Source organism: Shewanella donghaensis, from assembly GCF_007567505.1.
GTDB lineage: Bacteria > Pseudomonadota > Gammaproteobacteria > Enterobacterales > Shewanellaceae > Shewanella > Shewanella donghaensis.
On sequence record NZ_CP041783.1, the window covers coordinates 1,301,078 to 1,320,971 of the forward strand.

18 protein-coding genes are annotated in these 19,894 nt (G+C 40.6%); 8 read left to right on the forward strand and 10 right to left on the reverse strand.

What is annotated here, in order from left to right:
• Window positions 1–18: 18 nt before the first annotated feature.
• Window positions 19–756 (reverse strand): tRNA (cytosine(32)/uridine(32)-2'-O)-methyltransferase TrmJ, encoded by a 738-nt coding sequence (gene trmJ / locus FPK91_RS05530; protein ID WP_144209129.1) that lies wholly within the window; start codon window positions 754–756, stop codon window positions 19–21.
• Between the two features lie 150 nt (window positions 757–906).
• Here trmJ and suhB point away from each other — a divergent pair, with 150 nt between their 5' ends.
• The 5 genes from suhB (at window position 907) to FPK91_RS05555 (ending at window position 3,974) form a co-directional block, all read left to right on the forward strand.
• Window positions 907–1,710 (forward strand): inositol-1-monophosphatase, encoded by an 804-nt coding sequence (suhB, locus tag FPK91_RS05535; RefSeq protein ID WP_144214171.1) that lies wholly within the window; start codon window positions 907–909, stop codon window positions 1,708–1,710.
• A 229-nt stretch (window positions 1,711–1,939) separates the two neighbouring features.
• Entirely contained in the window at window positions 1,940–2,347 is a 408-nt protein-coding gene (locus FPK91_RS05540; protein ID WP_144209132.1) for a phosphate-starvation-inducible protein PsiE, read from the forward strand.
• A 150-nt stretch (window positions 2,348–2,497) separates the two neighbouring features.
• The gene (locus FPK91_RS05545) at window positions 2,498–2,800 is read left to right on the forward strand and encodes a PilZ domain-containing protein (RefSeq protein ID WP_144209135.1); all 303 of its coding nucleotides are present in this window, start codon (window positions 2,498–2,500) and stop codon (window positions 2,798–2,800) included.
• 53 nt (window positions 2,801–2,853) lie between these two features.
• Window positions 2,854–3,519: an AAA family ATPase gene (locus FPK91_RS05550; RefSeq protein WP_144209138.1), complete on the forward strand. Its 666-nt coding sequence runs from the start codon at window positions 2,854–2,856 to the stop codon at window positions 3,517–3,519.
• A gap of 110 nt (window positions 3,520–3,629) precedes the next feature.
• Window positions 3,630–3,974, forward strand: coding sequence for a VF530 family protein (locus FPK91_RS05555; RefSeq protein WP_144209141.1), 345 nt, complete (start codon window positions 3,630–3,632; stop codon window positions 3,972–3,974).
• A gap of 144 nt (window positions 3,975–4,118) precedes the next feature.
• On the opposite strand, the gene FPK91_RS05560 is transcribed toward FPK91_RS05555, so the two are convergent.
• The 6 genes from FPK91_RS05560 to rssA all read right to left on the reverse strand — a co-directional run bounded on the left by FPK91_RS05560 (window position 4,119) and on the right by rssA (window position 10,183).
• Window positions 4,119–4,985: a hypothetical protein gene (locus FPK91_RS05560; RefSeq protein ID WP_144209144.1), complete on the reverse strand. Its 867-nt coding sequence runs from the start codon at window positions 4,983–4,985 to the stop codon at window positions 4,119–4,121.
• Between the two features lie 28 nt (window positions 4,986–5,013).
• Window positions 5,014–5,628, reverse strand: a complete 615-nt coding sequence (gene ribA / locus FPK91_RS05565) for a GTP cyclohydrolase II (RefSeq protein ID WP_144209147.1) — start codon at window positions 5,626–5,628, stop codon at window positions 5,014–5,016.
• Between the two features lie 85 nt (window positions 5,629–5,713).
• Window positions 5,714–6,070: a YibL family ribosome-associated protein gene (locus FPK91_RS05570; protein ID WP_144209150.1), complete on the reverse strand. Its 357-nt coding sequence runs from the start codon at window positions 6,068–6,070 to the stop codon at window positions 5,714–5,716.
• Between the two features lie 133 nt (window positions 6,071–6,203).
• The gene (nrdG, locus tag FPK91_RS05575; RefSeq protein ID WP_144209153.1) at window positions 6,204–6,683 is read right to left on the reverse strand and encodes an anaerobic ribonucleoside-triphosphate reductase-activating protein; all 480 of its coding nucleotides are present in this window, start codon (window positions 6,681–6,683) and stop codon (window positions 6,204–6,206) included.
• 148 nt (window positions 6,684–6,831) lie between these two features.
• Window positions 6,832–8,952, reverse strand: a complete 2,121-nt coding sequence (nrdD, locus tag FPK91_RS05580; protein ID WP_144209156.1) for an anaerobic ribonucleoside-triphosphate reductase — start codon at window positions 8,950–8,952, stop codon at window positions 6,832–6,834.
• A gap of 268 nt (window positions 8,953–9,220) precedes the next feature.
• Complete coding sequence (gene rssA / locus FPK91_RS05585; RefSeq protein ID WP_144209159.1) at window positions 9,221–10,183, reverse strand: patatin-like phospholipase RssA; 963 nt, start codon at window positions 10,181–10,183, stop codon at window positions 9,221–9,223.
• A 118-nt stretch (window positions 10,184–10,301) separates the two neighbouring features.
• Here rssA and FPK91_RS05590 point away from each other — a divergent pair, with 118 nt between their 5' ends.
• From FPK91_RS05590 to FPK91_RS05600, 3 genes are all read left to right on the forward strand, one after another.
• The gene (locus tag FPK91_RS05590) at window positions 10,302–11,669 is read left to right on the forward strand and encodes a DEAD/DEAH box helicase (protein WP_144209162.1); all 1,368 of its coding nucleotides are present in this window, start codon (window positions 10,302–10,304) and stop codon (window positions 11,667–11,669) included.
• Window positions 11,670–11,742: 73 nt separating this feature from the next.
• Window positions 11,743–12,180 carry a DUF3010 family protein gene (locus FPK91_RS05595; protein ID WP_144209165.1) on the forward strand — a complete coding sequence of 146 codons (438 nt, stop codon included), beginning with the start codon at window positions 11,743–11,745 and terminating at the stop codon, window positions 12,178–12,180.
• A gap of 169 nt (window positions 12,181–12,349) precedes the next feature.
• Window positions 12,350–12,958 carry a M48 metallopeptidase family protein gene (locus FPK91_RS05600; protein WP_144214174.1) on the forward strand — a complete coding sequence of 203 codons (609 nt, stop codon included), beginning with the start codon at window positions 12,350–12,352 and terminating at the stop codon, window positions 12,956–12,958.
• 121 nt (window positions 12,959–13,079) lie between these two features.
• Here the strand turns inward: FPK91_RS05600 and FPK91_RS05605 are convergent, their stop codons facing one another.
• The 3 genes from FPK91_RS05605 to sbcD all read right to left on the reverse strand — a co-directional run bounded on the left by FPK91_RS05605 (window position 13,080) and on the right by sbcD (window position 19,880).
• Complete coding sequence (locus FPK91_RS05605) at window positions 13,080–14,354, reverse strand: peptidoglycan DD-metalloendopeptidase family protein (protein ID WP_144209169.1); 1,275 nt, start codon at window positions 14,352–14,354, stop codon at window positions 13,080–13,082.
• Between the two features lie 457 nt (window positions 14,355–14,811).
• On the reverse strand, window positions 14,812–18,525 hold the full coding sequence (locus FPK91_RS05610) for an SbcC/MukB-like Walker B domain-containing protein (RefSeq protein WP_144209172.1): 3,714 nt from the start codon (window positions 18,523–18,525) through the stop codon (window positions 14,812–14,814).
• Window positions 18,525–19,880 carry an exonuclease subunit SbcD gene (gene sbcD, locus FPK91_RS05615; RefSeq protein ID WP_144209175.1) on the reverse strand — a complete coding sequence of 452 codons (1,356 nt, stop codon included), beginning with the start codon at window positions 19,878–19,880 and terminating at the stop codon, window positions 18,525–18,527. The genes FPK91_RS05610 and sbcD overlap by 1 nt, the downstream gene beginning before the upstream one ends.
• Window positions 19,881–19,894 lie beyond the last annotated feature (14 nt).

A 19,894-nucleotide genomic window follows, 5' to 3' on the forward strand; every position in this document is an offset into this window, starting at 1 on the left:
CAATCCTTAATACTCAACTTATGAATCTTTGTTCTCGTCCGATTTTGCTACTTTCTTATCAATAGACGTCAATATGCCGCGCAGAATGTTCATTTCTGCACTTTCCACTCTGGCACGACTGAACAAACGTTTAAGCTTAGTCATTATTTGGCCGGGATGGTTTTTTATAATGAAGTTTGTTTTAGTCAACGTTGATTCAAGGTGCACATAGAAACGTTGTAAGTCATCCGCAAGCGGATACTCTTCTTCGAATGTGGTTTTTTCATCTAATGCTAAATGTGCCATGCGGGTTTCGTAACAGATTATCTGTACTGCTTGGGCAAGATTCAATGAACTGTATTCAGGATTAGCCGGAATCGCTACGTGGTAATTACATTCCTGAAGCTCTTCATTACTTAAACCATGATTTTCACGGCCAAAGACTATTGCTACCGGGCCTTTAATACTCTCAAGTGCCAGTTTTTCTCCGGCTTCTTTTGGCACTAACATTGGCCAGTCGAGTGTGCGGCTTCTTGCACTTGTTGCAATAACAAGACTACAGCCTTCAATAGCTTCGCTTAAAGAGTCAACAATAGTGACATCACGAATCAAATCTGCAGCGCCTGCGGCTAAAGCAATTGATTGACCATCTGGTTGAACTCGCGGCTCAGCCAAATATAAATTAGATAATCCCATGGTTTTCATGGCTCTTGCAGTAGAACCGATATTACCAGGATGTGAAGTACCCACTAAAACTACGCGTATATTACTTAGCATGAAACTACTTTAATCCGTAAAAAACTATCTGCGGATAATAACACAAGCAGCAATTAATCCGATATATGAAAATCTGCATTTGATATAACTGTTAAAAAGCGTATAATCATGCCGCTGATTTATTCGTTCTTTAACATCCAGGGGATTGCTATGCATCCGATGCTGACTATTGCCACGCGCGCTGCACGCGCCGCGGGCCAAACTATTATGCGCGCCTACACTGAACTCGACAACGTTGAGGTTGATTCAAAGGGTTTAAATGACTTTGTTACAAGTGTAGACAAGGAAGCTGAATCTAATATTACATACCAAATTCGTAAATCTTACCCAGATCATACGATTGTTGGCGAAGAAAACGGTGAAAACCGTGGTGACAACAAAGATTATGTATGGATTGTCGATCCTTTGGATGGTACCAATAACTTCGTTCGTGGTATCCCTCATTTCGCAGTATCTATCGCTGTTCAATACAAAGGCAAAATTGAAGTTGCCGTTGTTTACGATCCTGTTCGTGAAGAATTATTCTCTGCTACACGTGGTAAAGGCGCTAAAGTAAACGATTTCCGTTTACGTGTAACTGACGTTAAAACACTTGAAGGTACTATTATTGGTACAGGCTTCCCATTCAAGGCACGTCAACACACAGAAACCTACATGAACATCCTAGGTACAGTATTCCCATTATGTGCTGACATTCGTCGTACAGGTTCTGCTGCACTTGATTTAGCTTATGTTGCTGCGGGCCGTTACGATGGTTTCTTTGAAATCGGTCTTAAGCCATGGGACATCGCTGCTGGCGACCTAATTTGTCGTGAAGCTGGCGGTACGGTTACTGACTTTACTGGCAACCATAACTACATGACTTCAGGTAATGTTGTTGCAGGTTCTCCTAAAGTGACTTCAGAATTAGTTAAACTTATGCGCCCATTATTAAATGATGGCTTAAAGCGCTAATTCGATTTATGCCATAAGCATTTCAGCTTAAAGCATAACCGAAAACAAGAGCCGCCTTTAGGGCGGCTTTTTTGTGCCTGTTTAACTAGCATATTCACAACTATAATTCCGTTAAAGTCCACATAAGCCATGATTATTTGGCTTTTTTGATCTAGATCACTCAGCAAAATCTCACCTAGCAGAATATACTGAATTATCAATTAAATTAATAATAAGAGAATAAATCATTATGCCACTCCCGATACTCCGCCAAATAGGGGTTAAGAGCCTCAAAGGTGTTGAACATATCGTTCTTTTCATTATTTCTCTGGCAACCATCTTTGCTATTGGTGAAGAAGTATTGCATATGTTCGACATCAGAACGGTAGAACTCGCCGATTTGCTGCTGCTGTTTATTTATCTTGAAGTCTTGGCCATGGTGGTCAACTACCTAGAGTCAGGCAAGTTACCTATCCGCATGCCTTTATATATCGCTATAGTCGCGCTAGCGCGTTACTTAATTCTCGATATGAAAGATATGGATGACTGGCGCATTCTCGCAATTTCGCTCTCAACCATTGTGTTGGCTTCTACGGTCATTGTCATCCGATGGGGACAAATCAAACTGCCTTATCCTCGCAGCAAAGATTTAGATTAAATTTAAGTAACGGATTCGTTTCTTTAACGTATATCAACAAACAAAGCGATAAGTCACTAACTTATCGCTTTTTTTCCATATGTTGATTAAGATTAATTATATAGTCACTGGTACCAATGACGGATAAACGAAACAAGGAGTAATGTGGTTATGTCGAATGAACCGACAGGGTTTGAAGAAAAGAGAACGTCGTTGAGGGTAGATATGGAAGCCGAGCGTATCTTGCTACATTGGATTGATGCTGACGGTGAGCCACATGAAGACGATGGTGTTTGTATCGACTTAGCTCGTAAAGGAGTCTTAATTGACTATAAACGTGCATTTGCTTTGGGTGATTTAATCGCGATTACGTTTAATCACAATACCGAACAGCAAAACACCATTAAAGGCCAAGTGTGCCGTTGTAATGAGTCGAATCCACAGAGTTATCATATTGCCATGCAGTTGCTTTAATTCAGATAAAACAGTGCAATATAAATAGCAAATCTTAACATTAAGGTGAGTCTATGATTATATTAGTCGGCGGGGAAAAAGGCGGTAGCGGTAAAAGCTGTTTAGCACAAAACCTCGCGGTATATGTTACTGAAAGCTTCAAAGCCAATGTTTTGATGGTCGATTGCGATCCGCAAAAGACCACCTCTGATTGGATTCAAGCTCGCAACGAAGACCCCAATTTACCTCCCATCAACTGTATACAATTATACGGTAAAATTCGAAATGACTTACTGAGCCTAAATGAACGCTTTGACTACGTCATTGTCGATTGTGGTGGCCAGGATAACCTCGCAATGCGAGCTGCTATGTCTGTTGCCACTTATGTCGTCATTCCATTAAGACCTAAAAGACGAGATTTAAAAACCCTCCCTCACATGGAAGATATGCTGAGTACCTGTAAAATGGTTAACCCAAAAATGGTCGCTGCTGTTGTTATTAGCCAGTGCCCTGCTTTGCCTTCTCAATTTAAGCGTATTTTAGAAGCTAAAGATGTAGTGCAATCATTTGGCTTAAAGGCCTTAAATGCGATTACATTTAATCGGAATATCTATGATGACAGCGAAGAAAGCGGTTCTTCAGTATTAGAAATTGATCCACAAGGTAAAGCAGCACTTGAAATACGCGCCATTGCTGAAGAGCTTTTTGCAATACCACCTGATAATAGCTTTGAGTTTTAATCATTAGTGACCACTCTTGAGTATTATCTCGTAAGCAAAACATTCAAACACTAACGTCCAATCCGACGCGATGTTATAATGTTCACAAATTGGTAAATTAAGCTGCGTAAATGACTCAAGCAAATAACCCTCTTCATGGGATTAAGTTAGAAACTATTGTCACTGAATTAGTGGAAAAATATGGCTGGGAAGAATTAGGTAGCCGGATTAGCATTCGCTGTTTTAATGAAAACCCGAGTGTGAAATCTAGCCTAAAATTTTTAAGAAAAGCGGAATGGGCACGGGATAAAGTTGAATACTTGTGGTTAAAAACGAACAAGCTACCTTTGCCACCACCAAAGATATACGATGCAGATAAAACGAGTAGTAAGCCTACAGCAAGTGCTAAACCGGTTTCCAAAAACCATGAAGTTAAAAGCACACCAGGTGCAAATGCTGACATTTGGGGTAAATAGTCTTACGACACCTAAGATCGTAATGGTTTATTTGACCCACTAAGAATTAGCTAAATAAAAGTTAACCAAAAAATTTAGCCAAACAAAAAAAGCATGATGATCTTATCGATCCATCATGCTTTTTTGTTTCAGACTCTAGTGTTATTACATTGGAAACTCAAAAATCAGTCGCCACACCTGCAGTTCGCCATCGGTTTGATAACTAACGCCAAATCTATCGGTACTAAACCAGCCCCAACCCAGTGGCTTTGATAAAGCTAACGTCACCCCGACTTCATATGAATGAGATGTTAAAATGTCATCTTCAACTGGCGTGACAAATTTTAGCTTATCGAAATACCAACGCCCCGCAACAAACAAACGCGGTTCTACGGTATATTCACCCCAGTCCCAGTGCTGACCCAGACCAAAATCCATCCCTGATTGCAATACCGAATAACTTTCAGCACTATCATTGATACTACTTTTGTAGCCGGCATAATAAACTCTATTAACCCAAACAGGAGAATACTTAGGGTTTTCCAATGCGTATAAAGCTGAGATCCCCGTAGAGAAAATACCCACGTTACTTGAGTTCGAAAAGTTATGACCATAGCCCAAATCCAGATACGTTTCTAAGGTCAATTGCTCGTCATAAAACCATTTATATTCAATACCAGGGGTAATCGTCATCGTACCGACACCATCAGGAAAATCACCTTCTGGTAAGTCACTGAACGAGTAATCAAAAAAGCCCAATGAAATAGGTAAACGTAAGGTTAATTGGTGATCTTCAGAATTTTCGATATCAAAAGCAAACGGAATATTGGCAATTGCCGCATTTTGACCTGATGCACGATAGATACCGCTACCAATGTAATTGGCAAACGCATAATGGGATAAGTCAGGGTTATTGGGATCAACTTTACCGTAGGTAGGCATTGTAATAAAAAGCGCTGCAATGATTATTGCAGCGCCGATATGTATTTTTAAACTAGCAGCTTTGAAACGCTTTAACCAACTCGGTGACATTATAAAATCTACGTAATGGCATCAACCGTTATTTATCGTCATCGACAAAGTGATATTCATTCATCATATGGCCTAACTCAGTTGATTTTGTTTTTAAATATGCTTCATTGTAGCGGTTTTTACCGACTTGCAAAGGAACTCTTTCAGTCACTTCAATGCCAACCGCTTGCATCGCTTGCACTTTACGTGGGTTGTTGGTCATCAATTTAACTTTATTAACACCAATTTGTGCCAACATAGGTTCAATCATATCGTACTTACGCATATCAGCAGCAAAACCTAGTCGTTCGTTTGCCTCTACGGTATTAGCACCTTGATCTTGCAATTCGTAAGCACGAATTTTATTCAGCAAACCAATTCCGCGACCTTCTTGCTTTAAGTAAAGGATAAACCCTTGACCTAATTCAGCAATATTTTGCATTGCGGTTTGTAGTTGAAAACCACAATCACAACGCAAGCTAAATAATGCATCACCCGTTAGGCATTCTGAATGAATACGACCCAACATTGGTTCATCCGTTTTAAGGTCACCAAACGTCAAGGCAACATGCTCTTTACCCGTTTCAGTGTCTTCAAAACCGTGCATTGCAAATACGCCCCAAGGCGTAGGTAACTTAGAAGTGGCGATAAATTTAATCGACATTGATCAACCTTTCAGACAACGCTCAATCCTTGAGACTCATCATCCATGTATCTGACTTGACGTCAAAAAATAATAATAAACTGGATTAGAATTTTGCAGGAGCAAAACCAGTTACTGCTTTAATATTCATTTCACGACCTAGTGCAGTCATTGGATGAACGACCACTAAACCTTTAACTGATTTTTTCAACTTACCCATGTCAGCTTGTTCTGCTTTAGTGAGTGCACGGTTAAATTTCAGCTCTTTAACGTCTTTACCATCTTTACCTAACTGGCGCGATTGCTGATTTTTTAAACTAGCAATACGCTTAGTTACTGTAGTGATCTCTTTTTTAAACTGCAGGATAATCGCTTTATCTTCACGGGCTTCAGCGGCAGCAAGTTTACGGCGAAACTTCTCTGCTTTATCGTTTAATGCTTGCAGTTCTTCTTTTAAATTCATTGTGTTACCTTAAAGTTCAACATTGTGCCACTGACACAATATTATGCTCACACACAGCATTTGTATCAATCCAACACGATTACGGAGGCGAAGTATAACAGTTCATTAGATGAAACACATTATCCACAACAGCTTATGATTCATCTATTTGAACTAAATCATGAATGATCTGATTATTGCTACCACGCCATTTCAAACTGGGGTCGGCTAAATCTTGCTCAAACTTACCGTCTACTAGTACATCAACAAACGATATCACTTGTCGTTGCAATAATGACATCTGTTCAAGTTGATAACCACTCCATAGCCAAATGTCTTTATCTGGACACTCTTGCTTTACGCGTTTTACTAGCGACAAAATAGCATCTATATTTGCCGGAAACAGCGGATCACCACCCGACAGAGATAAACCTCTGCGTTTAATACGCGTATCTTTCAAGTCTGCAATGATTTGATCTTCCATTTGTTTGTTAAATTCATGACCTGAGCGTGGATCCCACGTCGACTGATTATAACAACCACGACATTGGTGCTCACAACCTGACACAAATAATGTGCAACGGGTTCCGGGACCATTTATAACATCGGTAGGAAAATACTGGTGGTAGTTCATTGGTTTTATCTTCTCACTCAGCTCAACTATATGACTGATATTCATATATTATTTTAGCTTAGACAAAAGGCAAACAAGGCGCTAAATAGCGCCTTGTTTATTTGTTCACAAGCCTAGATTTGACTAAACTTATGAATAATATATGTATTTATAAATGCTTAATACGGCGCTTAACTTCTTCTTGCTTACCAAAGTTAAATGGTCTTGCATCAGGGCTACCTAAATATCCACATACACGACGAGTCACTGACACTCGGCTCGGTTCATGGTTACCACATTTAGGGCAAACAAAGCCTTTACTATTACAGTTAAACTCACCGACAAAGCCACAATCATAACATTCATCAATTGGTGTATTTGTACCGTAATAAGGCACTCTGCTATAACTGTAATCCCAAACGTTTTCTAATGCTTCAATATTGTGTTGCATGTTAGGGAATTCGCCATAACAAATAAAGCCACCGTTGGTGATTTCAGGGTACGGTAATTCAAAATCAATTTTATCGTATGGGTTAACTTTCTTTTCTACATCTAAATGGAAGCTATTGGTGTAGTAACCTTTATCTGTTACGCCTTCAACGACACCAAACTCTTTGGCATCTAACTGACAAAAACGGCTACATAAGTTTTCACTTGGGGTGCTGTATAAACTAAAGCCATAGCCTGTCTCTTCTTTCCAAGACTCAGTCGCTTGCTTCATAACTTTGATAATTTCAATGGCTTTAGTACGCAATAATTCGCTATCAAATACATGCTCACCAGTGCCATAAAGCGCGTTAATGGTTTCATGTAAGCCAATGTAGCCTAAAGAAATTGACGCACGGCCATTTTTGAAAATTTCAGAAACATCATCATCAGCATTTAAGCGAACACCACAAGCTCCTTCCATATATAGGATGGGTGCAACACGCGCCTTAACACCCACTAAACGGGCAATACGAGTGTCGAGTGCTTTGCGAGCTAAAGTCATTCTCTGTTCTAACAATGCAAAGAATGCTGTTTCATCGCCTTTCGCTTCAATAGCAATTCTTGGCAAGTTCAAACTAACAACACCTAAGTTGTTACGTCCTTCATGGATTAACTCACCATTTTCTTCATAAGTACCTAAGAATGAACGACAACCCATTGGTGTTTTAAATGAACCTGTAACGCGTTCAACTTGCTCATAGTTAAGAATATCTGGGTACATGCGCATGGTGGCACATTCTAACGCCAGTTTCTTAACATCATAGTTAGCATCTGCGGCTTTATGATTAAGTCCATCACGAATAGCAAAAACCAATTTAGGGAATACTGCTGTTTTACGGTTTTTACCTAAACCTGCCATACGTACTTTAAGAATCGATTTTTGAATTAAACGAGATTCCCAACACGAGCCTAAACCAAAACCAAAGGTCACAAATGGGGTTTGTCCATTAGCGGTATGTAGGGTGTTGACTTCATACTCTAAAGACTGAAATGCGTCGTAACATTCTTTTTCAGTTTGTGCCATTGCAAAGGCTTCAACATCTGATACGTCCCACTCTTTACCGATAACCAGTAGTTTCTGGTAACTCTTCTGTACAAATTCAGCTAATACTTCATCAATACGGTTAATCGTGGTGCCACCATAAATATGGCTCGCCACTTGGGCAATAATCTGTGCAGTAACCGCTGTCGCTGTAGAAATAGATTTAGGAGTGTCTATTTCTGCATTACCCATTTTAAAACCATGGGTTAACATGCCGGCTAAATCAATTAGCATACAGTTAAACATCGGGAAAAATGGTGCATAATCTAAATCGTGATAATGCAGTTGACCTGACTCGTGCGCCGCGACGATATCTTTTGGTAGTAAGTGCGATTTGGCGTAATGCTTTGCCACAATACCCGCAAGTAAATCACGTTGTGTAGGAATTACTTTCGCGTCTTTATTGGCATTTTCATTAAGAATTGATGCATCGCTTTGTTCAACTAAACCACGTATTTCGCAATTTAATTTACTTTTAGCTTCGCGACAAATATCACGGTCATGGCGATATTCAATATAATGACGAGCGACCTCTTTATGAGGGCCTTCCATTAATAAGTTTTCCACTAAGTCTTGTAAGTGATGAATTTCAACTTCTTCACCACTAGACACTTGATCTCTAATCACACAAGCGACTGTTGAAGCATAGTCTTCATCAGCAGTACCTGTAGCAGTTTCCATTGCAGCAACAATGGCATCCTTAATTCTAGACTCATCAAAAAGAGTCCTACAACCGTCCCTTTTAATTACTACAGGCATTACTTTTACTCCATTTATGCACAGGATACAAACACTATATATCCACACAAAATTATCAACGAACACAATATATGGTGCATTAAGCAATAATAGGGACTAAAGATCCATGATCTAGATCATATTTTAATGAAGGTAAGGGAAATGAAAAAAAATAGTGCTAAGCCCAACACTTTTTTGAAATATCAAGCTTGACCAAGGAAATAAAACCCGCTACTAGAAGCGCAAAAGCAGTCAAATAATGACGGGTTTATAAGGAGATTAATATCGATTAAAGTCCGATGGCGGCTTTGATTAGATGTGCAGATTCACGCACTGATTGACGTCCAGCTTCGATAGCTTCGTCAGCTCGGTGGAACTCCATAGTACCGATATCGGAAAGTTGCGGAACCAAACAAACATCAGGTGGATCGCCCATTAATCTAGCACGTTTATGACGCTGCTCTAGTATATCCATCGATTGTGACATCACAGCTATCATGCCAGGATGAGATTTAGTGTTTGCTGAAAACTTTTCAGAAAAACTATTAATGTACTCTTTGCCTTTACCTAGAATATCCATGAAGGCAGATTCAGGTTCTTTGGCAACTTGTTGTTTCTCAATTTCCGTTGGCGGCCGGCTGGTCATTTGCTGTGGCAACATATGCATGCTATTACGTCTATGGCCATTTAAATCGACAGCAATCACCACGTCAACATCCATTGCACGGCACATAGAAACGGGTACAGGATTCACTACCGCGCCATCGACTAACCAGCGATCTTGTAACTGTACTGGTGGTAAAAATCCTGGCATTGAACAAGATGCTCTTACCGCATGACGTAAATCACCTTGTTTAAACCAAATTTCTTGGCCAGAATACAAATCAGTTGCCACTGCCGAAAACGGCTTTTTAAGTTGTTCTATTTTTAACTCGCCAATTCGACCGGCTAAAACATCAAACACCTTCTCACCACTAATTAAGCCGCCTTTACGCCAACTTAAATCCATCAGCCCTAAAACATCCCAACTAGAGAAGCCGCTAACCCAATCATGTAACTCATCTAAATGATCATTTGCATACGCAGCACCAACAAGTGCACCAACTGAGCAACCTGCTATTTTTTCAGGATGAATACCTAATTCAGCAAGTTCTTTAAGCACACCAATATGTGCCCATCCTTTTGCTGCACCACTACCTAGGGCAATCCCTACGCGAAGTGGAGGATTCTTATCTTTGGAGCCTTTAGACATTTACGAAATCCTTTGCCATATTTACGTACATTGTTAGCTTATCTTACGCCTAAGCTGTTGGCTATCACCTAGCTTACACGGTATAATATCTGGCTATCATTTTTTAGGGGATTTACCTTTGTTATTTACCGATTTTTCTTTAGACACACGCTTACTTGACAGTCTAAAGCATATGGGGATTTCTGAGCCAACAGAAATTCAGCAACAAGCCATGCCAGTTGCCCTAGCGGGTAAAGATTTAATGGCATCATCGAAAACCGGTTCAGGTAAAACCCTGGCGTTTTTATTACCTGCATTACAGCGCGTAATATCAACCAGAGCACTTTCTAAAAAAGATCCACGTGTCCTCATTTTATTACCGACCCGTGAACTTGCCCAACAAGTTTATGGTCAGTTACGTTTACTTGTTGCCAATACTCAATATAAAGCCATGAGTATTTTAGGCGGTGAGAACTTTAACGACCAAGCAAAACTGCTTTCTCGCGACCCACATTTTATTGTGGCAACGCCTGGCCGTATTGCTGACCACTTAAAGCAACGTCATTTATACTTAAATGGTTTAGAGCTACTGATCCTTGATGAAGCTGACCGCATGTTGGATTTAGGTTTTGCACCACAACTTAAAGCCATCAATGACGCTGCTGATCACAAGCGCCGACAAACATTAATGTTCTCTGCCACATTAGATCATGATGATATTAATGATATTGCCGCGACATTATTAAAGTCACCAAAGCACGTTGCTATTGGAGCCTCTCACGCTGAGCATGTCGACATTGTTCAACGGGTGTTTTTAGTCGACCATCTTGACCATAAACAAGCCGTGCTGCAGCATGTATTGAAAACTGAACAGCATAAGCAAGTTATCATTTTTACTGCGACACGTTCTGATACCGACAGGCTTGCTAAATTATTAGCTGAAGAAGGTTTAGAAACCGCAGCGCTAAGTGGTGATTTAAGTCAGTCTGCGCGTAATCAAATCATGGATAAATTCAGCCGTGGTCAACAAAAGATTTTAGTTACTACTGATGTTGCCTCTCGCGGATTAGATTTATTAAATGTGTCATTAGTGATTAACTTTGACATGCCAAAATTTGCTGAAGAATACGTTCACCGTATCGGCCGTACAGGTCGTGCGGGCGCCAAAGGTGATGCGATTTCTTTGGTAGGTCCTAAGGATTGGGAAAGTTTTAAAAAGGTGCAAGTGTTCTTACGCAAAACCTTCGACTTCTCAACTATCGAAGGGCTTGAACCAAAATTCAAAGGCTTAAAAGACAAAGTTAAAGCTTCAGATGCTAATAAAAAATCTGCTGATAGCACCGTAGCCAAGAAACGTGTCGCCACGAAGAAAGCTAAAGTCGCGCCTAAACTTGATAAACGTTTTGCTTCTGGTGTAGATATTGGTGATGCACCAATACGCCGTAAAGCTAAACCCGTACAGATTATCGAGAATGATGATTCAATCATCTCTGATGAAGAAGAATAACCTCTAATTTTAAATACATGATGCGTTAACTAACCATCATGCAAAAACAAACTAGCTCAAACTAAGGTATAACATGAATATTTGTGGTGTAGAATTAAAAGGTGGCGAAGCCGTCATCAGCCTATTAAATTACGAGAAAGATGCATTCAACGTACCGGAATGTCGTCAAATCTCTTTCAGTATTTCAAAATCAGTTGAAACTGAATCAATTCGTGAATTTCATTTTGCTTTCCATAAATTAATGGAAGATTACAAAGTCACTGAAATCGTCATAATTGAACGTGAACAGAAAGGCAAATTTGCTGGTTCTGCCACCAGCTTTAAACTAGAAGCGTCAATTCAAATCACAGACTTACCAGTAACGGTAATTAGCCCAGTGATAATTAAAGAAGAGCTAAAGCGTAACCCGCCACAAGCTGACCTATTAACATTAGGCCTTAAACGTGTGCAATTACCGGCTTTTGAAGCGGCATTCGCTCAACAAAATCGCCGCATGTATGACAAAATCTAAGTCCTATTAAGGAATAGATTCACTTGTCAGTTAGCCGCTATTTGATGCTCATGGTATTTAACTAGCCGCTAACTGATAAGGTTAAAAACAAGTACCCCTTATGAATTCAAGAAAAACCCCATCAGCACCCATTCCAGTAAAAAAACGTAACCTTAGTGCGCCGCCAAAAATGGCAGTAAAAGCATCAAATCTTCATGCCGTAACCAATCAAGCTGCAAAACAAACACTGGCAGCTTTAGTCACCAGCACAGATGTAACAGCGAAGAAACAGCAAAATGCCCAACTTAAATATATTGCCGGCTATTCAGCTAACACCATTGAACAGGTAAAGGATCTTATCGCCACGGATACACTCAAAAGCGCAATTTTGAAGCATTATCCTGTTGTGCATGATATTCGCACGGATAAAGCGCTATATGACTACACAATGGTTTTTAAGCAGCAATACCTTAAGCAGTCGGCTCCTATTTCTAAAGTAATCTTCGACGAAAAAATAACCCTAAGCCATCAAGCTTTAGGGCTTCATACTTATGCTAATCGCACCCAAGGTAATAAGGTCAAAGCGAAGAATGAAATCCGCATATCGTCAAGGTTACGTCATGTACCCGAACCACTATTGCGAATGGTTGTCGTGCATGAGCTCGCTCACCTAAAAGAAAAAGACCATAACAAAGCTTTCTATCAATTGTGTGAATACATGACCAGTGATTACCACCAGCTCGAATTTGATTTACGATTATTACTGACCTGTATTGAACTAGGCAAATCGCCTTATTAGCGCAGCAGGTTAATCTACAATAAGTTAAATCAATGAGTAGAAGAAATTGAAGCTATAAAAAAAACCACTTTTAACATCGTCGAAAGTGGTTTAAATCTAACAATAAGAAAGCTTAACAGCGTTAACCTAGATCCATCATCATCTGTTTGCTATTCACTAAATTTTTGAATGCGGCCATTTGCTTTTTAGGCAATACAGAAGCTTCGATAATACTGACTTTCATCGGATTCACTGGGCGTCCATTAACATGAAATTCATAGTGTAAATGTGGGCCTGTCACCCGTCCGGTGTTCCCCGTTAAACCTATGGCTTGACCACGTTTAACCCGCTGGCCTTTTCGCACCAAAAACTTAGAAAGATGTAAATAACGCGTTCTGACATTATTGTCATGTTCAATGACAATGTATTTACCCGCAAACCGATGATTAGTAATCATGGATACTACGCCGTCACCAGGTGCCACAACCTTGGTGCCAATTGGTGTCGCGAAGTCGGTGCCATTATGTGGTGATACACGCCCTGTAACAGGGTGCTTACGGGTTGGATTAAAGCTTGAAGACAATCTGTACTGTCTGTCTAAAGGTACGCGCTGAAATGCACTGGCTAAGCCTTGGCCTTTATCATCGTAATAGTTGCCATCAATATTTTGAAATGCACTCACATTACGTCGACCAGTCACAATACGCACCGCTTCGATTTTAGCTGCGCCCGTGGACTCACCTTCAATGAATTGATCATTCATCAATACTGAAAATTTATCACCCGCGCGTAAATCTCGCGAGAAATTCAATTTGCTCGATAATAGCGTTTCAATCGTTTGAATTTGCGCAGCTGTTAACCCAAAGCGTTGTGCCGATAAATAGAAAGAACCATTAATTTCACCACTAATGATGCGGTTTTGCCAAATGCCTTCAATATTAATTTCTTCAACGCCATAACTACCATCATCAAAGCGGTTAAACACGACTTGGTAAGCTGGATTGAAATACAATTCAAGCTTCACTAAATTTTGTTGCTCATCTTGCCAAAACTGAATGCGATTACCTAGTGATAACGTGTCTAAAGCTAATACATTTAAATCAGCTTCTAGCACCTTATACATGGTCTGCTGCCCTATTCCGGCAATTTCGAATAAGTGGCTTAACGTGTCACCATTTTGAATCACACGTTCAAACGTAGGTACTTCAGGCTCAACAAACTTGATATCTGATTGATTAGTGACATGAGGAAGCAAGGCTTCTATATCTAGCGCCACTGGAATACGTTGTGATGAAAACTCTTGGGGTGTAGGCCACAGTAATGCTGCAGCGATAATAAACACGCTACTTAATAAGAGTTTTCGATGTAATGCGGGTAGGCTTTGCGCTTTAGTGAAAAGCGTTTGTAACCTATCCATTTTAGCTGAAAGCAATTTGATGCCCGCCCTAATTATACGTATAGAAGAATGTATACCTTTGTGCCGTTAACTTACGTACTTAAGCACTAGAAGATATAGCAACGATGAGTTATATCAAAAAAAAGCGGTAATAAAAATATAAACTGTCGTTTAAATTGCATAAATTTGAACTAGGTAAAGGAAAGTAAACAACATGGGAAAGGACTGTTACCATACATGTAGGCTCGGTTTACATCTATATGCCAGTCATAAAACACCTGACAAACACTATGATATATGAAATGCGACTAGTGACTAAGTATGTGAAATGTAGAAGGCATTCTGAATAAATGAAGGTTAAGTGAACTCTACTTTCTAATAAAGCTCACTTGAACCATTTATGATAGCTCACACACCTAAAAAACCATTATTTGCTGGTTGTGCTTCTTGGTACTGTAGGTTTTAAGTCTGCTGATATTTAAACCTGCTGGGTGTCGCTATTTACCCGATATTCGGGTTGAAGCTTACTGACCCCAAGTCCATTCATTTTATGGACTTTAATTTGTACGCCGATTCGTTCTTTCATGGCTTCAATATGACTAATAACCCCAATCATTTTTCCTGAGGCATTGAGGTTGTCTAGTGCATCAAGGGCGGTATCTAAAGTTTGACTGTCTAAGGTGCCAAAACCTTCATCTAAAAACAATGAGTCAATACTGGTTTTATGACTAACAAGATCAGATAGTGCTAAGGCCAGCGCAAGACTGACTAAAAAGCTTTCACCGCCGGATAACGTGCGGGTATCCCTTATTGCATCCCCTTGCCATGTATCCAGTACTTGTAACTCTAAATCCACTGATTGCTTACGCTCTAACAGATAACGACCTTGAAGACGGTCAAGTTGTCTATTGGCTAATGTCACTAAGTGATCTAAGGTCAGGCCTTGAGCAAACTTACGGAATTTATCGCCTTTTTGCGAACCGATTAGCGAGTGTAAATAAGCGATATCATCATAGGCCTGTTTAGCCTGTATCAGCTCTTCAAATAATTGCTGCTGACTATGACGCTTTTGCTTATCATCATCCAATAAATGGCTCACTTGCCACAGTGATTGCTTGACCTCACCTAACGCAGCTTCAGCTTGCTGATGCTGCAATTTGACTTGTGCTAAATCAGCTTGATCAAAACCATGCTCTAGCCCTTGAGCTTGAAGCTCAGCTAAATGCTGTTTAGCTTGCTCAATCAAGGTCGTTGCTTTTAAACGTTGTTCATTGAGTTGTTGCTGCAATTGGAGCAATTGCAGGCGCTCAGATTTTGGCATTAACGCCAGTTTAAATTCTGCCTGACTTGCAAATGGACTGTTGCTGAGCTCCGCTTGCCACAATGATTGTGAAGCCAGCAGCTCGTCAGATGCAACTGTAACTTGCTTACTCACCGCTTCAATATGCGCGTTAACCGTATCAAGTTTTTGTTGCTGTTGACTGAGCTGAGTTTGCGCAGCAGCTAATTGCGCTTCCGCTTGCTCCAACCTTGTTTGGCTTGCTTGTTTTTCAGTTAATGTCTGTTTATCAGCAAATAGTTGCTGACGCTGCTCCGTCAATTGCTTCAGCTGAGCATCAACTTCAGCTAATTGCTGTTGCTGCAATTGTAATTGCTGCTGCAATTCTTGCTGTTGAGTGGCCACGCTTTGCTGCTGTTGCTGCAACAGTTGTAATTGCTGCTGAGAATCAAGTTGTTGATCACAGGCTTGTTGCCATAAACTCAATTGTTGCTGCAGCGCTTTAATCCAAGACTCAAAGTCTGCCATTGCAGGCATTGTCTCTCCAGACTGAGCTATCGATTCCGTTAACTCAACAACCAAAGCATTAAGGCTATTGGTAATCGCTACTCGCTGTTGCTCAATGTCACTTAAACCACTTAATCCCGTGTCTAATTGCTGTGTGAGTAAACTCAATTGATGTTGTTGTTGCTCGACAGCCGACAGGGCTTGTTGATAATGATCATTATGCTGCTGCAGTTGTGCTTTACACTGCCTGATATGACTTAAACGCTGGGTCAGCGTTTGCTGTAATTGCGCTGTTTGGGCGACATAATCACTTGCTTGAGTATCACTAGCTTGCTCAGCTATCGCAAAGTTAATCCCCAATTGTTGACAAAATTGCAGCCAATCATTTTGGTACTCTTGCTGCTGCCCTGATAACTTGCTGATACTTTGCAACGCGGTATTAAGCTGCAGTTGTAATGACTCAAATTCCAACTTGGCTTGCGCTCCCTGAGTTTGAATATTGGCTAATTGTTCAGTGGCTTGTTGATGGCGTAATTCCTTTTGTGAGATATCAACAGATTGATACTCAGTCACTAATGGATGTGTTGTTGAACCGCAGAGCGCACACGGCTGCCCTTCTACTAATTTAGCTCGGTGCTCAGTTAAATCGGCAATATGCTGTTCTTGTTTAAGCAAGGTGGATAGATCTTTTACCTGCTGATTTTTATCACTCCATAGGGTTCTAACTTGGGTTAACTCTACTTGCTTTAACGCCATATTGTGTTCAGCAAGTGATTGTTGCTCTGTGTGCTGACTCAATTCTTGCTGTGTTTCTTGGTAGCGCACAGAAAGCTGCAGTAACTGGCTTCTTTGAGGCTGCTGTGCAATAAGGCTATTACATTGCTGCTCAATAGCCTGTTCATCATCACCCGCTAATAAGCTATGTAATTGATACTGTGATTGCTGACGCGTTTCATCAAGCTTAGTGAGCTGTTGTTGCTCGGAATTCACTTTAGCTGTAATGGTTGAAATTTGCGCCTTTAGCGTTTGTTGTTGCTGAGTAAAAGATTCAGCTTGTTGAGTTAATTTGCTCTGCTGACGAGTTTGTTCAGCGTAAGCAGCATATTGTTGCTGCCACATACCCAAACGAGTTTGAATCAATTTACCCTGGGAATATTGTGCAATAATTTGCTGTTGTTGCGCTTTTAATGCATCTATATTTTGTACTTGTGCATCTAAGCCTTGTTGTTTTTGCAGTAAGTCTGCTGACAACTGTGATTGCTGTTGAAGGCTCTGTTGTTGCTGAGTTAGTTGAAATGTCACTTGCTCAATGTGATTATCAAGGGGCTGAACTTGATGATCAATTTTTTTGACTAAATCGGTGTGCTGTTGCTTAGCTTGGGTTAATTGTTGCGACTGCTGCTGCTGTTGATTCGATACTTGGGTTAACTGCTCCGTTGCTTGAGCAAGTTCATCATTACGCTGCTGCAATTGCTGTTGTAACTGTGAATGCGCGCTATCAAGCTTAGTCATGCCTTCAAATAGCGGTAATAGCACTTCAGCAGGTTCACTGGCGGCAAGTTTAGCTAATGCAGCTTGCTGTGTTTGTAACTGCTCTTGCGCTATGTTCAGCTGTTGCTCACTGGCAGTATGTTGCTGCGCCGCTTGATCAAGTTGCTTTGCCCACGTCAGTTGCTGTTGGCTTTGCTCTAGTGTTTGCTGGTGTTGCTGCGATTGCTCAGTTAACAGTGCCTTTTCGGCTTGCTTAGCTGCAATACTGTCATCATCTAATAATTCAACGCTATTGGTTTTTGCTTCGAGTATCGCTAAGTGCTGTTTAGACTGGCTAAATTTCTGATGAACTTGTTCAGATATAAGGCCATATATTTCAGTGCCTGTTAGCTCCTCGAGTAACTCTGCACGCTCATTGGCTTTGGCATTTAAAAATGCCGCAAACTGACCTTGAGATAACATCATCGACTTGGTAAAGCGGGCAAAATCTAATCCGGTAATAGATTCTGTTAATTCGGTTTTATGTTTAATTTGGCTCGCGAGAATTTTTCCGTCATCTAATTGCGCTAATTCAACTTGCGCATCTTGTAAATTACCATCAACCTGACCACGTGAACGACGCTGGCTCCAAAAAGCGCGATAGCCCTTCCCTTTTACTTCAAACTCGACTTCAGCTAAGCAATCACTGGTTCCCCGAGTCATCAGTTCATTAGAGGTTTTAGAAATCGAATCTAATCGCGGAGTGCGGTGATATAACGCCAAACAAATGGCATCTAAAATAGTGGTTTTACCTGAACCTGTTGGCCCGATAATGGCAAACAGACCATTCTCTTTGAACGGGGATTGGGTAAAATCAATTTTCCATTCGTTTTTTAAGGAGTTAATGTTCTTAAAACGTAAGCTAAGGATTTTCATTATTGAGTCTCCTCAGCATTATCATCTTGCACATTCGCTGTTTTAGCAGTCTCTTTGCTAGCAGTTTTTTTGCTAACAGTCTCTTTGCTAACAGTCTCTTTATGGGCGTTGCCTTTATCAGCTTTAGCATCCATCACTTCATTCAACTCGTTAACGACAATATCAAATTGTTGCTTTACCCGTTCAAGTCGTTGCAGCTGTTCTGGCTCTGAAAAGTCCTCTTGAGCTAAACGGCGCTCAAACACTTCTGCAACAGTGAGTTCAGTTAAGGTTTCATTTTCCATTTGCTGAATTTGCTGCTGACGTTGACTGCGAGCACGCTTAAGTTGTAATACTTCAACGGGTAATGTTTCAGTTAAATCGGCAATACGGCTCTGTAAATCGGTTAGAAAATCTTGTTCGCCAACTTCGATGCTTAACCAGGTAACGAAATTCGAGTTTTGCTCAGAGTATGCGGCAAGCTGAGTTTCTATCTCACTAAGCGATCCCTTAATACTGGCCATGGCTTGATATTTAGGTATTTCAAGGGGGGTTACATCAGCTAATTTGTCGTTATCAAACTCCACCAGATAAACACTTTTGTGACTATTAAGTTCATCAAAACTTAAACTGATTGGCGAACCGCTATAACGAATATGTTCCGTCTTAGCGATTTTCTGTGAACGGTGAATATGACCTAAGGCAATGTAATCAGCAGCAGGAAAAAGATTGGCATTAAAAGCATCCAGACTGCCAATATAAATATCTCGAACCGACTCACTGGTGCTGGCACCCACTGTGGTTAAATGGCCTGTGGCGATAATCGGCAGTGGCGTGGTTTGTTGCAGGTTTAACGCTTGTGCTTCAGTAAAACAGCGTTGATATAAATCGGCTATTTCATTACCCAGTTTTCGTTGTTTATCTTCACTTGATTCACCCGACTCACTCAATACCATATCTCTAGGACGCAAATACGGTAACGCGCATACAATCGCACAGGGCTCGTCGTTACTATCAGACACTAACAAAACATGATCAGCGGCGTTATCAAGCGCGCCAGGTATCACTGTGGCATTTAAACATGCGAGCAATTGCTTTGATTCACCCAGTGTTGCCACTGAATCATGATTACCGCCTAATACAATTAACTGGCAACCCGTCGCTTGAATATCGACGATAAACTGATTGTATAAACTACGGGCATAACTTGGCGGCGTACCAGTATCAAAAATATCACCTGCGACAATCAAAGCATCAACCTGATGCTGAGAAATTTGAGATAACAGCCACTGCAAAAAAGCAAAATGCTCTGCCGCACGGCTTTTACCGTAAAAGTTTTGTCCTAGGTGCCAATCAGAAGTGTGAATAATGCGCATGAAAACCTTTTCTG

Bases quoted from the DNA above. Each gene is read 5' to 3' on its own strand.
- trmJ (WP_144209129.1), bottom strand. From the start codon at position 756: ATGCTAAGTAATATACGCGTAGTTTTAGTGGGTACTTCACATCCTGGT.
- suhB (WP_144214171.1), top strand. From the start codon at position 907: ATGCATCCGATGCTGACTATTGCCACGCGCGCTGCACGCGCCGCGGGC.
- FPK91_RS05540 (WP_144209132.1), top strand. From the start codon at position 1,940: ATGCCACTCCCGATACTCCGCCAAATAGGGGTTAAGAGCCTCAAAGGT.
- FPK91_RS05545 (WP_144209135.1), top strand. From the start codon at position 2,498: ATGTCGAATGAACCGACAGGGTTTGAAGAAAAGAGAACGTCGTTGAGG.
- FPK91_RS05550 (WP_144209138.1), top strand. From the start codon at position 2,854: ATGATTATATTAGTCGGCGGGGAAAAAGGCGGTAGCGGTAAAAGCTGT.
- FPK91_RS05555 (WP_144209141.1), top strand. From the start codon at position 3,630: ATGACTCAAGCAAATAACCCTCTTCATGGGATTAAGTTAGAAACTATT.
- FPK91_RS05560 (WP_144209144.1), bottom strand. From the start codon at position 4,985: ATGTCACCGAGTTGGTTAAAGCGTTTCAAAGCTGCTAGTTTAAAAATA.
- ribA (WP_144209147.1), bottom strand. From the start codon at position 5,628: ATGTCGATTAAATTTATCGCCACTTCTAAGTTACCTACGCCTTGGGGC.
- FPK91_RS05570 (WP_144209150.1), bottom strand. From the start codon at position 6,070: ATGAATTTAAAAGAAGAACTGCAAGCATTAAACGATAAAGCAGAGAAG.
- nrdG (WP_144209153.1), bottom strand. From the start codon at position 6,683: ATGAACTACCACCAGTATTTTCCTACCGATGTTATAAATGGTCCCGGA.
- nrdD (WP_144209156.1), bottom strand. From the start codon at position 8,952: ATGCCTGTAGTAATTAAAAGGGACGGTTGTAGGACTCTTTTTGATGAG.
- rssA (WP_144209159.1), bottom strand. From the start codon at position 10,183: ATGTCTAAAGGCTCCAAAGATAAGAATCCTCCACTTCGCGTAGGGATT.
- FPK91_RS05595 (WP_144209165.1), top strand. From the start codon at position 11,743: ATGAATATTTGTGGTGTAGAATTAAAAGGTGGCGAAGCCGTCATCAGC.
- FPK91_RS05600 (WP_144214174.1), top strand. From the start codon at position 12,350: ATGGCAGTAAAAGCATCAAATCTTCATGCCGTAACCAATCAAGCTGCA.
- FPK91_RS05605 (WP_144209169.1), bottom strand. From the start codon at position 14,354: ATGGATAGGTTACAAACGCTTTTCACTAAAGCGCAAAGCCTACCCGCA.
- FPK91_RS05610 (WP_144209172.1), bottom strand. From the start codon at position 18,525: ATGAAAATCCTTAGCTTACGTTTTAAGAACATTAACTCCTTAAAAAAC.
- sbcD (WP_144209175.1), bottom strand. From the start codon at position 19,880: ATGCGCATTATTCACACTTCTGATTGGCACCTAGGACAAAACTTTTAC.